Below are 12,206 nucleotides of genomic sequence, written 5' to 3'. Positions count from 1 at the left end.
GTGCCGTGGTTCGGCATACGTACGCGTGTTGGAAGAACGCGCGTACCTTAGCCAAATCGCGCCGGCAAATACGGCGTGGGATCGATGAACGGCGTTTCGCCGACGATCTGCTCGGCAAGGAGGCGCGCCGTGACTGGCCCGAGCGTGAGTCCATGATGATTGTGACCGAACGCGAACCAGAGCCCCGCATGGCGCGGCGCAGGCCCAAGCAGCGGGCGCATGTCGGGCGTGCAGGGGCGCAAGCCCATCCACGGCGTTTCGTCCAGCCGCGCGCCGAGGCCGAACACAGGACGCGCCTCGCGCTCGGCCGCATCGAGTTGCGCGTAGTTGGGCGGACGCTCGCGCGTGGCAAGCTCAACGCCCGTGGTGAGACGCAGGCCGCGACGCATCGGCGCGACGACGTAACCGCCTTCGATATCCACCACCGGACGCACGAGCGGCGCACGCGCCTCGCTCGCGTAGTGCATGTGATAGCCGCGTTTGACCATGAGCGGCACGCGGTAGCCGAGCGGCTGTGTCACGAGATCCGACCATGGGCCGAGCGCCACGACCGCAAGTTCGGCGCTCAACGGCCCTTCGTCGGTCTGCACTCGCCAGCCCTTGCCTTCGGGCATCAGCGTGCGCGCATCGCCCTGTGCAAATGCACCGCCTTCACGCACGAACAGTTGCGCATAGCCCTTCGTCAGCGCGCCAGGATCCGCCACGCTCGCGGGATCGATCCAGTGAATTGCGCCCGCATAGCCCGCGTTGAGTGAAGGCTCCAGCGCGAGCAGGCCCGGCGCGTCGAACATCCGCACATGCAGGCCATGTGCGTCGGCCACGCCCTGTGCCGTGCGCATTTCACGCTCGAAGCCGGCGGGCGAGCGCCATGCTTCGAGCCAGCCGATGGGCCGCACGATGTCGCGCAAGCCAGCACGCGCGATCAGCGCGTCGTGCTCGGCCACGCTACGCTCGATGAGCGGCAGCATATCGCGCGCAGCGTGCGCAAGGCGCGCCGGCGACGACTCGCGCCAGAACGACGCGAGCCAGCGCGCGTAGGCGGGCAACGAGCGCACGTCGTAGCGCAGCACGGTCGAGTCGTTGCGCACGAGGCGCAGCAGCGTGCGCCAGTCGCGCGGAAAGCCATAAGGCACCACCGACGACGACTCGATCAACCCCGCATTGCCATGGCTCGTTTCCTCGCCTGGCCCGCGCCGGTCGACGAGCGTGACCTGCACGCCGCGCGCCTGCAGATGCAGCGCGACGCTCACGCCCACGATTCCCGCCCCGAGAACGATCGCGCTTTGGCTCATGAAGCTGCTCTGGAGTCCGAAGTCATCGACATCACTTCGCGACGATATCGCGGCCGAAGTACTTCATCGACAGCTTCGTGAGCGTACCGTCCTGGCGCAGCGAATCGATTGCGGCCACCACCCTGGCCTTGAGCGCCGCGTCGTCCTTGCGCATGCCGAAGCCCGTGCCTTCGCCGAGCGTGGCCGGGTCCTTGAGCGGCGCGCCCGCGAATTCGAAGCCCTTGCCCTGCGGTTTCGAGAGGAAGCCGTCGGTGGCGGTCTGCACTTCCTGCACCGCGCCGTCCAGGCGCCCGGCCGCGAGGTCCGCGAAAATCTGGTCCTGGTTCTCGTAGGTGACGACGTTCACGCCCTGCGTGCCCCAGTGCTTGCGCACATAGTCTTCCTGCGTCGAGCCTTGCAGCACGCCAATCGACTTGCCCTTCAGGCTCGCGGCCGTGGGCTGCAGGCCCGAGGCGCGCTTCGCGACCATCTGGATCGGCATCACGTAAATGGCGGGCGTGAAGGCGATCTGCTGACGCCGCTTCTCGGTGATGTTCATGGCCGAGTTGATGACGTCGAACTTGCGAGCCTCGAGCGCGGCGATCAGGCCGTCAAAGCTGTTCTCCACCCATACGCACTTCATCTGGAGTTTCTGGCACACCGCGTTGCCGATATCGATGTCGAAGCCTTGCAGATCGCCCGAAGGCGTCTTGCTCTCGAACGGCGGATAGGACGCCTCCACCCCGAAGCGCAGCGTTTTCGGGTCCTGCGCGTGCGCCGCGCCCGCCGTCATGCCCGCCAGGCACGCGAGGCTGGCCGCAGCCGCAAAGCGAATCATCTTCCTGTTCATCGTCGTCACCCAATTCGTAATAAGTGTCTGTTCAAGTGTGTTGCGCTTTCGTGCGGCGCCCTTTCACGAGGGCCGCGGCCGCAGGAGGAATATAGACGAAAAATAAAAATAAAGTCTAGAATGGACAAAAATGTCTACATCGCGACTCTGGAGCCCCAACATGAACGAGATGTCCCAAGCCATCGCCGCGCCGCTCGTCGTCGACGCCGCCCAGGTGCGCGCCGCCCTGCCCAGCCTCGACGTGCGAGGCGAACTGGCCCGCCTCTTCACCTCGCTCGGCCGCGGCGATGCCGTGCAGCCGCCGCAAACCCTGACGCTGTTTCCGAAGCAGGCCGGCGACTTCATCACCTATCTCGGCGTGCTCGCCGAAGCGGGCGTGTTCGGCGCGAAACTCTCGCCGTACATCGTGGGCGCCGAGGGCCAGCCGCCCATCATCACGGCATGGACCGCGCTGATGTCGATGAAAACGGGCCAGCCGCTCATGTGGTGCGACTCTGCGCTGCTCACCACCGAGCGCACCGCCGGCACCACGGCGCTCGCCGTCGACCAGCTCGCGCCGCGCGAGGCGAAGCGCCTTGCCGTGATCGGCTCGGGCGCGGGCGCGCTGGCGCATCTTCGTCACGTCGCGCCGCTTCGCGCGTGGGAGAGCATTCGCGTGTTTTCGCCGAAGCTCGCCGGCGACGCACAGCGCCAGGCCGAACTGCGCGCGCTTGACGCACGGGCAAGCGTGGCACAGACGCCCGAAGCCTGCGTGCACGACGCCGACGTGGTGATGCTGTGCACCTCGTCGGGCAAACCCGTGCTCGCGCTGGACACGCTCACGAAACCCGCGCTCGTCACCTCGATCAGCACGAACGTCGCGCACGCGCATGAAATCGATCCGGCCGCGCTGTCCTCGCTCGACGTCTACTGCGACTATCGCCACACCACGCCGCCAAGCGCGGGCGAAATGGTGCTGGCCGCGCGCGAGCACGGCTGGTCGCCCGATGCGATCGCAGGCGATCTCGCGGAACTCGTCAACGGCGCATGCCCGCGACCGGCTTACGCGCGCCATGCCTTCTTCCGCTCGATCGGCCTTGGTCTCGAAGACATCGCCGTCGCGAACGCGTTGTATGAGCATCTGCGTCACGCCCGTTGATGCGCGGCGTCGAGCGATCGCAGTATCATCGACATCCTTGCTGCCGCAACCCGGTCCCAGTTCGATGCCGAAACGAGAAAACGAGAAAACCCGCGTGAAAAAAATCGCCAGCCCGAAGACCGCGCGCGACCTGCTGCTCGCGCGCTACGCGCACGTGGCGGATAGCATCACCACGCTGTTCTTCCCGTTCGCGGAGGTCGTGATTCACGACCTGTCGGACCAGACCGTAGCGTATCTCTCGAACAATCTCTCGAAGCGCGAGATCGGCGACGACGCCGCGCTCGAAGACGTCGAGGAAACCACGCGTAACAAGCTGCTCGGCCCCTACGAGAAGGTGAACTGGGACGGGCGCCGCATGCGTTGCGTGAGCACGGCGCTGTTCGACGACGAAGGGCACGCAGCGGGTGTCATGTGTATCAACTTCAACATCGCCGCGTTCGACGACATGCAGGCCACGCTCAACCTCTTCCTGCGCGGCGCAGGCGTGATTGCGCAGCCCGAGGAGCTGTTCAGGGATGACTGGCAGGAGCGCATCAACACCTTTCTGCACGGCTGGCTGCGCGAGAGGCAGATCGCGCTCAACTCGCTCACGCGCGAACACCGGCGCGAACTGGTCGAGGCGTTACACGCCGAAGGTGCGTTCAAGGGCAAGAGTTCCGCCAACTATGTGGCGAAGGTGCTGGGCATGGGGCGCGCGACGGTCTACAAGCATCTGCGTGAAATGAAGGCGGACGCCGAATAGCGCGCAAGCCCAGGAGCCTCTGCAGCAGTCCGGCTGTCGCTACTGCTGCGAAGGCTCCTTGTTCCCGCCACTCTAGCTTTCCGGATGGGCGGATGTGCGCGAGAAACGCACCTGATACTCGCGTGGCGAGAGACCCGTTTTGCGCTTGAACAGCACGCGAAACGAACCGGGATCGGCGTAACCTACCCGGTCGCTGAGGCTTTCGAGCGCGATGGGCCGGGTTTCCAGTAACTGTTTCGCCACTTCGATGCGAAGATTCTGCAGATATTCGAGCGGCGGGAGGCCCGTGGCCTGCTTGAAGCGGCGGTTCAGCGTCCGCTCGCTCACGGCGAGCCACGTGGCAAGCTCGCTTAAGCGGAACCCTTCGGCAATCGTCGCTTCCATGCGCTGCTGCGCCCGGGCAATGAGGGGATCCGTGTGACCGTGCTCGTCGACCAGCGTCGCATAGGATGCCTGATCAATGCGATTGACGTCGATCAGCAAGGATCTCGCCGTCACGGCGGCAAGCTTTTCGTCGGCGAGCATTGCCACGAGCCGTATCGCGAGATTGAGATATGACGTGACCGCGCCGCTGGAAATAATGCGGTCCTGCCCGGTCAGGACCTCGCGTGCGCGAAGCTCGACGGCCGGATAACGTCGTGCGAAGTCGGCCGCCTTCGCCCAGTGCGTGGTGGCGACCCGTCCGTCTAGCAGGCCTGCTTCGGCAAGCAGGTAATTGCCTGTGCAGTAGGCCGCCAGCACGGCACCTGCCTTGTGCTGGCAGCGCAGCGCCCTCGAGAGCTTTTCGATCTGCTCGCGGCGGCCGATGAAGGCTTCCATGTCGGAGAAAAACGGCGCCGTCAGCAGGATGGCGTGCGCGCCTTTGCGTCCGTCGATCTTGCCGTCCACCGCGATGCTCTGGCCCGACGCCGCCCTCACCGGCTGCCCGTCGAGAGATTCGACGCGCCACGCGAAACGCCGCGCGTCATGGCCCCCGCGCGCCCCCAGCTGATTGGCGGCATTGAAAACGTCGATGGGGCCGGCCACGCCGGAGGCCAGAATGCCGTCGTAAACCCAGATGCGGATCGTGATCATTGGCGTGTCCGATATGCCTTCAATAATGGCGATCTTGCCACTTCCTCGTCAGGCCGTAAAGCCGCATGATTTGTTCCGTCCCAACACCTGATTGAAGGAGTAGCGCCATGCCCATGATCGACGCCCTATGGCCCGAAGATGCCCTGACACCCGAAGCGGAAGCCCGCCTCGTCAAGGAACTCACCAACATTCTGATCCGCGCGGAAGGCTACGATCCCGGCAACCGGATCGCGCAGGGCGTGACCGTGCTCTATCTGCGTCGACCGGCCGCCGTATACGTCGCCGGGGAACGCTCGGCGCTGCCGCGCTACCGCATCGTTCCCTCGGCGCCGGAAGGTCAGTACACCGATGCTTCCCGCAAAGCGCTCGTCAGGGCCGTGACCGAGGCCGTGGCACGCGCCGAGAACCGTCCGCTCGAAGACGTCGCGCCGCGCGTATGGGTTTTCCCGACCGAGATTCCGGACGGCACGTGGGGCAGCCGCGGCAGCATCTGGACATTGCCCGACATTCATGCCCTGCTCGAAGGCGAGACCGAACGCGGCGTGGGCGCGGCGCGACTCGCGCGCCGACGCCGCGAAAAAGCGCGTACCACGCTCGCGGCAGCGCTCGACGCGGCATCCACGGGGCACCCCGACGAGTAATGGCGACATACATCGTTAATGCGCGTAGATCGGACCGAGCCCGGGCGTGTCCTGCCGGGACGAAACCGTAGCCGCACCCGCGCCTGGCGCCGACGAACCGTCCGCCACGCCGCCGAACCCCGAAGCGATCGCGCCGTTCTGCGCGCTCACGCGTGCCTCGGCGGCCTGAATTTCCTGCGGATAGTTCACATAGTCGGCGGTAGGGTTGTAGCCGGCCTTCTCCAGTTGCACGAGTTCCGCGCGAACCTGTGCACGCGTGAGCGGCTCGCTGGATTGCGCGAAAGAAACAACCGGAACGGCGACGATAGCGGCAACGACCAGCGACTTGATGAGTTTCATGGGATCCACCTGCAAGCAAAGTATTGGGTCAGACCACGGTTGCGTGGCACGTGCATCCAGTCGCCTCGAGTCTGCTTTGCGACACCGCCGACTGGCATGGACGTATTTGAAACCCTCAACGTATCCTGCTTGTTTCTGCGACTCCCGGCTTTTGCAAGCCTCCTTGTCCTTTGGCGCGATGGATACACAACGATACAAAGTCCGCAAAATCGCCGCGCGCCGTTCGGGCCGGCGCGCCTGCGCAAATCGTCTGAATGTTGCGGGTGCCCGGCTAGAGACGATCCACGTCGACTACGGCCTGCGCGAACGCCTGCGGCGCTTCCTGCGGCAGGTTATGGCCGATGCCGCCCGTAATGACGCGGTGCTCGTATTTCCCCGTGAACTTGCTCACATACGCGCTGGGCGGCGCGTGTGGCGCGCCGTTCGCATCGCCTTCGAGTGTGATCGTCGGCACGCCGATCGTCGGCCCCGGTACGAGCCGCGCCTCGTATTCGTCGTACTTCGCTTCGCCCGGCGCGAGGCCCAGACGCCAGCGATAGTTGTGGATCGAAATGTCCACGTGATCGGGGTTTTCGAAGGCCGCTGCGCTGCGATCGAACGTAGCGTCGTCGAACTGCCATTTCGGCGAGGCATTCCGCCAGATCAGCTTCGTGAAATCGTGGGTGTACTTCTGGTAGCCGGCGCGGCCCCGGTCCGTCGCGAAGTAGAACTGATACCACCACAGGTATTCGGCATCGGGCGGCAGCGGCACCATGCCGGCCTTTGGACTGCTAATGATGTAACCGCTCACCGAAACCAGCGCCTTGCAGCGCTGCGGCCAGAGCACCGCGATGATGTCGGCCGTACGCGCACCCCAGTCGAAGCCCGCGAGAATCGGCTGACGAATATTGAGTGCGTCCATGAGCGCGACGATATCGGTTGCGACGGCGGTTGGCTGGCCGTTGCGCATCGTGTTGGCGGAAAGAAAGTGCGTCGAGCCGTAGCCGCGCAGGTACGGAACGATCACGCGATAGCCGCGCGATGCGAGCAGTGGCGTGACATCGACGAAGCTATGAATGTCGTAGGGCCAGCCATGCAGCAGGATCACGGGGGGGCCGTCGGCCGGACCGTCTTCGGCGTAGCCGACATTGAGCAGCCCCGCATTGATCTGCTTGAGCGACGCGAAGGACGTGTGACTGCCCGGCTTGACGGGCGGCAGCGGCGCGGCCTTCGGGGCGGCAGTCTGCGCGTTCGCCGCGCGCGACGCGCCAAGCTGCGCCGCGGCGAGCATGAGCGCGCCGGTCCCCAGCAAACCGCGGCGGCTCGTATCGATTTTTTCGGCCATTTTCGTCTCTCCGTTTTACGCCGTGCGCAACGGCGGGCCACGGGCAGTATAGGTGAGCGCTCTTACATACGGCGGCTGCGTGGCTGCCCCGCATCGGGTTTGTATCGCCATGTATCGGGCCGCCGCGTGGAAACACGCACATACACAAAGCCGGGCCGCCCGACACGTGCGGGATACATCAGCACGCTTCAATACGTCAACCGGGCAAACCGCCCCGCACGAACCCTGGAGTCGCGAAGCATGTCCTGCATCGAAACCGTTCCGCACAGCACTGAATCATCGGGCAGCGTGAGCGCACAGATCGCCCGCCACTGCCTGCTGACGCGCACCCGGCAGATCGCACGCGTGCTGACCGCCCTTTACGACGAGGCGCTGCGCCCGCTCGGCATCAGCTCATCCCAGCTTTCGCTGCTCGTGCTCGTCGCGGAGTTCGGCCCGATGAGCCGCGCCGCGCTCGGCCGCAAGAACCATCACGACCGCACGACGCTCACGCGCAATCTGCAGCCGCTCATCGCGCACGGTTGGGTCGCCGATGGCCAGCCCGGGGGCGACGGCCGCAGCCGTGCGCTCTCGGTCACGCAAGCGGGCCGCGCGCTGCTTCACACCGCCGGGCCGGCGTGGTCCACCGCGCAACAGCGCGCCGCCAGCGTGCTGGGCCTGGAGGGCGCGAGCGCGCTCATGAACATCGCGGCGGATCTGCCGTCAGCCACCGTCTGAATTTTTTTCATCGTCAATGTTGCATATGCAACACCATCAGGAGCCTGCAATGAAAGTCGTCAAAGCCGCCGCCGTCCAGATCAGCCCCGTGCTCTACAGCCGCGAGGCAACTGTCGCCAAGGTCGTGCAGAAGATTCTCGAACTCGGCCGCAAGGGCGTGCAGTTCGCCACGTTCCCCGAAACCGTGGTGCCGTATTACCCGTACTTTTCCGCGGTGCAAACGCCCATGCAGTTGCTCGCGGGCACCGAGCATCTGCGCCTGCTCGAGCAGTCCGTGACGGTGCCCTCGCCCGCCACGGATGCAATCGGCGAGGCCGCACGGCAAGCGGGCATGGTCGTCTCCATCGGCGTCAACGAGCGCGACGGCGGCACCCTCTACAACACGCAATTGCTCTTCGACGCCGACGGCACGCTGATCCAGCGCCGCCGCAAGATCACGCCCACGCATTTCGAGCGCATGATCTGGGGCCAGGGCGACGGCTCGGGCCTGCGCGCCGTGGACAGCAAGGTGGGCCGCATTGGCCAGCTCGCCTGCTTCGAGCACAACAACCCGCTTGCACGCTACGCGATGATCGCCGATGGCGAGCAGATCCATTCGGCCATGTATCCGGGCTCGGCCTTCGGCGAAGGCTTCGCGCAACGCATGGAAATCAATATCCGCCAGCACGCGCTCGAATCCGGCGCTTTCGTCGTGAACGCGACCGCGTGGCTCGACGCCGACCAGCAGGCACAGATCGTGAAGGACACGGGCTGCGCGATCGGGCCGATCTCGGGCGGCTGCTTCACCACGATCGTCGCGCCGGACGGCTCGCTGATCGGCGAACCGCTGCGCGAGGGCGAAGGCGAAGTCATCGCCGACCTCGACTTCTCGCTGATCGACCGTCGCAAGATGCTGATGGACGCGGCCGGCCACTACAACCGCCCGGAGCTGCTCAGCCTGCAGATCGACCGCACGCCGACGGCGAACGTTCACGAACGTGTGCAGCACGCCGCTGCGGCGACCGGAAACGAAGGCGAGGAGCCACGCACGATCGTTGCCTGAGCGCGCACTGCCGCTCCGACTATTTTCTTCTTTAAATGTGCATATACACTACTTAGTGTTACGAAGCAGGTAAGCGAAATGACCACTCAAATCCAGCATGACCGTCCGATTCTCGTCACGGGCGCAGCAGGCGCAATCGGCGCCGTCGGCCGCAGCATCACCGAAAACCTGCTTGCGAAGGGCCATCGCGTGCGCGCGCTGGTGCGCCGCGAGGATGCACGCGCCGACGAGCTGCGCCGTCTCGGCGCACAGGTCGTGCTCGGCGATCTGACCGATCTCGATTCGATGCATCGCGCCATGGAAGGCGTCTCGCGCGTCTACTTCGGCATGTCAGTGTCGCCCGCTTACCTCGAAGCGACGATCAACACCGCGGCGGTTGCGCGCCATCACGGCATCGAAGCGTTCGTGAACATGTCGCAGATGACCGTCTCGCAGATGAGCATCACCGAAACCACCGACAGCGGGCAACAAAAGCAGCACTGGCTCGCCGAGCAGGCGCTCGCCTGGTCTGGCCTGCCCGTCGTCACCGTGCGGCCCACGGTCTTTCTGGAGAGCTTCTTCCTGCTTCTCGCCGCTGAGGGCGTGCGCAAGCACGACGAACTCGTCCTGCCGCTCGGCAAAGGCCGGACCTCGCCGATCTCGTCGCTCGACGTCGCGCGTGCCGTCGCGGAGATCCTCGACAATCCGGCGCCGCATATTGGCCAGGTCTACCACCTCACGGGCCTCGAATCCTGCGATATGGAGCACTATGCGCGCCTCTTCTCCGAGGTGCTGGGTCGCACGATTCGCTACCGCGACGTGCCCGTCGAGGCATGGGCTGCGAAGCTGGGCGAACTGGGCCTCTCCGCGCACATCGTCAAGCATCTCGCGGTCATGGCGGAACTGCACGCGCAAGGCCGCTACGACCGCATGACCGACGACCTGCGCAAGCTCACGGGCCAGGCGCCGATCGGCATGCGCGAATTCGTGACGCGCCACGCCGCGGCGTTTGCGAGCAGCGCCGCATCGGCTTGATGCGACGCGCGTTTGCGGGCCGGGACATCCGGCTCGAATCCCGTTGGCGAGCGATGCGCAACCGCAGTGCATGCGCGCGCCAGCACGACTACGCCTGGTATTGCGAAGCGTCCACGTACGCTCTGCCGCCAATACCAGAAAAACGGAGTAACTATGTCTGACGATCTTCTCATCCCATTGCCATCGCGCCGCCGCTTCATGGGCGCGACCGCGGCCGCCGTGGCGGCAGCTTCGCTGAGCCAGCTGGCGTTCTCGCAAACCCTGCAAGGCATCACGGAAGTCAAATCCGCACCGAACGGCGACAAGACCGCGATTCGCCCGCTGCGCGTGCATGTGCCCGAAGCGCAACTCGTGGATCTGCGCCGCCGCATCAAGGCCACGCGCTGGCCCGACAAGGAGACCGTGAACGACGAGTCGCAGGGCGTGCCGCTCGCCATGATGCAGGAGGTCGCACGCCACTGGTCGACCGATTACGACTGGCGCCGCTGCGAGGCGAAACTGAACTCACTGCCGAATTACATGACCGAAATCGACGGACTCGATATCCACTTCATTCATGTGCGCTCGAAGCACGAGAATGCCATGCCGCTCATCGTCACGCACGGCTGGCCGGGCTCGGTCATCGAACAATTCAAGATCATCGACCCGCTGACCAATCCCACCGCTTACGGCGCGAGCGCTTCCGACGCCTTTCACCTGGTGATTCCATCGCTGCCGGGCTATGGCTTCTCGGGCCGGCCGACCGAGGTAGGCTGGGGTCCCGAGCGGACTGCGCGCGCGTGGGTCGTGCTGATGAAGCGCCTTGGCTACGACAAGTTTGCGGCACAAGGCGGCGACCTGGGCGGTGTCGTCGCCAACGTGATGGCCAAGCAGGCGCCGCCGGAACTGCTCGGCATTCACGTGAATTTCCCGGCGACTGTCCCGCCCGAAATCGTCAAGGCGCTGCAAGCCGGCTCGCCGCCGCCAGCCAATCTCAGCGACGACGAAAAGCACGCCTACGAGCAGCTCGCGAGCGCAGCCAAATCGCGACGCGCCTACGCGCTCGAACAGGGCACGCGCCCGCAAACGCTCTATGGGCTCTCGGATTCGCCGATCGCGCTGGCCAGCTGGCTCCTCGATCACGGCGACGGCTATATCCAGCCGGCTGCGGCGCTCACATCGGCCGTGTACGGGCGCGACGTCAACGGAGAATCGGCGGGCGCGATGACGCGCGACGACGTACTCGACGACATCACGCTCTATTGGCTTACGAACACGGGAATCTCAGCCGCGCGCTTCTACTGGGAGTCGCATTTCAACTTTACCGCGGCTGCCGACGTATCGGTGCCGGCCGCAGTGAGCGTCTTCCCGCGCGAGAACTATCAGGCGCCGCGCAGTTGGACCGAGCGCGCCTATCACGACCTCATCTATTACAACCGGCCCGACAAGGGCGGCCACTTTGCGGCGTGGGAACAGCCGCAACTGTTCGCACAAGAGGTGCGAGCGGGCTTGCGGCCGCTGCGTCAGCAATAACGTGCGAGCCGTCTGTACGGCGCCGGGACGCGACTCCCGGCGCCTGCCTGAAACCCAAGGAACGTCCGACATGAAATTCAACGACACTGCGCCTGTATTGGCGCCCGAAAACGCGCCGCCGCTTTGGCTGGCGAGACTGGCAGAAAATGCGACGCTGGAAGCGACCGTCCTGAAGCGTCCGATAGAGGGCCGCGCAGATATCCTTTCCGTGATCAGGCATGCCGTTTCTCTCTATGAGTTCCAGCATCACAGCTACAAGGGGAAAATCGGCGACAGCCTCTACATGGAGTCCTATCGATCGCAGATCCAGGGAGAACCGATCGAAACCGTGGTCGTCGCGCATCTGAACCAGAATGGCGAAACGGATTCGGTCGTCATCAACCATCGGCCGCTCAAGGCAGCGCTGTTGTTTTCGGCACTGATGTGGGAGCGGGTAGACGAACGATTCCGCGATCACTATCTGAGCGGACCGGATGCGGCGGCTATGAAGACGACGTAGTTCGTCACCAGCGTCGAGCCGAGTGCGGTCGTCAACGGGTCGC

General features: G+C 65.1%; 13 protein-coding genes. 8 read left to right on the top strand and 5 right to left on the bottom strand.

Annotated elements, in window-relative coordinates:
* Window positions 1-47: 47 nt before the first annotated feature.
* Together M3A49_RS06810 and M3A49_RS06805 are read right to left on the bottom strand one after the other, a co-directional pair.
* Window positions 48-1,292, bottom strand: a complete 1,245-nt coding sequence (locus tag M3A49_RS06810) for an NAD(P)/FAD-dependent oxidoreductase (protein ID WP_266228013.1) — start codon at window positions 1,290-1,292, stop codon at window positions 48-50.
* Window positions 1,293-1,323: 31 nt separating this feature from the next.
* Window positions 1,324-2,121: an ABC transporter substrate-binding protein gene (locus M3A49_RS06805; RefSeq protein ID WP_266228012.1), complete on the bottom strand. Its 798-nt coding sequence runs from the start codon at window positions 2,119-2,121 to the stop codon at window positions 1,324-1,326.
* A gap of 169 nt (window positions 2,122-2,290) precedes the next feature.
* Here M3A49_RS06805 and M3A49_RS06800 point away from each other — a divergent pair, with 169 nt between their 5' ends.
* Both M3A49_RS06800 and M3A49_RS06795 read left to right on the top strand, forming a co-directional pair.
* A complete protein-coding gene (locus tag M3A49_RS06800; protein ID WP_266228076.1) occupies window positions 2,291-3,259 on the top strand; it encodes an ornithine cyclodeaminase family protein in 969 nt (322 codons plus the stop codon).
* Between the two features lie 94 nt (window positions 3,260-3,353).
* Entirely contained in the window at window positions 3,354-4,001 is a 648-nt protein-coding gene (locus M3A49_RS06795) for a helix-turn-helix transcriptional regulator (protein ID WP_254354540.1), read from the top strand.
* Between the two features lie 72 nt (window positions 4,002-4,073).
* Here M3A49_RS06795 and M3A49_RS06790 read toward each other — a convergent pair whose 3' ends face one another.
* Window positions 4,074-5,075: a GlxA family transcriptional regulator gene (locus M3A49_RS06790; protein ID WP_266228011.1), complete on the bottom strand. Its 1,002-nt coding sequence runs from the start codon at window positions 5,073-5,075 to the stop codon at window positions 4,074-4,076.
* 107 nt (window positions 5,076-5,182) lie between these two features.
* Here M3A49_RS06790 and M3A49_RS06785 point away from each other — a divergent pair, with 107 nt between their 5' ends.
* Complete coding sequence (locus M3A49_RS06785; protein WP_266228010.1) at window positions 5,183-5,716, top strand: tautomerase family protein; 534 nt, start codon at window positions 5,183-5,185, stop codon at window positions 5,714-5,716.
* A 15-nt stretch (window positions 5,717-5,731) separates the two neighbouring features.
* Here the strand turns inward: M3A49_RS06785 and M3A49_RS06780 are convergent, their stop codons facing one another.
* Window positions 5,732-6,055: a DUF4148 domain-containing protein gene (locus M3A49_RS06780; RefSeq protein WP_266228009.1), complete on the bottom strand. Its 324-nt coding sequence runs from the start codon at window positions 6,053-6,055 to the stop codon at window positions 5,732-5,734.
* Between the two features lie 271 nt (window positions 6,056-6,326).
* Window positions 6,327-7,379: an alpha/beta fold hydrolase gene (locus M3A49_RS06775; protein ID WP_266228008.1), complete on the bottom strand. Its 1,053-nt coding sequence runs from the start codon at window positions 7,377-7,379 to the stop codon at window positions 6,327-6,329.
* Window positions 7,380-7,619: 240 nt separating this feature from the next.
* Between M3A49_RS06775 and M3A49_RS06770 the strand changes: the two genes are divergently transcribed.
* From M3A49_RS06770 to M3A49_RS06750, 5 genes are all read left to right on the top strand, one after another.
* Window positions 7,620-8,096 (top strand): MarR family winged helix-turn-helix transcriptional regulator, encoded by a 477-nt coding sequence (locus M3A49_RS06770; RefSeq protein ID WP_266228007.1) that lies wholly within the window; start codon window positions 7,620-7,622, stop codon window positions 8,094-8,096.
* A 49-nt stretch (window positions 8,097-8,145) separates the two neighbouring features.
* Window positions 8,146-9,138, top strand: a complete 993-nt coding sequence (locus M3A49_RS06765; protein WP_266228006.1) for a carbon-nitrogen hydrolase family protein — start codon at window positions 8,146-8,148, stop codon at window positions 9,136-9,138.
* 78 nt (window positions 9,139-9,216) lie between these two features.
* Complete coding sequence (locus M3A49_RS06760; RefSeq protein WP_266228005.1) at window positions 9,217-10,152, top strand: NAD(P)H-binding protein; 936 nt, start codon at window positions 9,217-9,219, stop codon at window positions 10,150-10,152.
* Between the two features lie 153 nt (window positions 10,153-10,305).
* Entirely contained in the window at window positions 10,306-11,664 is a 1,359-nt protein-coding gene (locus M3A49_RS06755; protein ID WP_266228004.1) for an epoxide hydrolase family protein, read from the top strand.
* A gap of 70 nt (window positions 11,665-11,734) precedes the next feature.
* Complete coding sequence (locus M3A49_RS06750) at window positions 11,735-12,163, top strand: hypothetical protein (RefSeq protein WP_254354545.1); 429 nt, start codon at window positions 11,735-11,737, stop codon at window positions 12,161-12,163.
* The last annotated feature ends 43 nt before the right edge of the window (window positions 12,164-12,206 follow it).

This window comes from Paraburkholderia sp. CNPSo 3076 (genome assembly GCF_026343935.1).
GTDB classification, from domain to species: domain Bacteria; phylum Pseudomonadota; class Gammaproteobacteria; order Burkholderiales; family Burkholderiaceae; genus Paraburkholderia; species Paraburkholderia nodosa.
The sequence above is the reverse complement of the archived record's forward strand: the minus strand, read 5'-3'. Positions and strand labels throughout refer to the sequence as shown.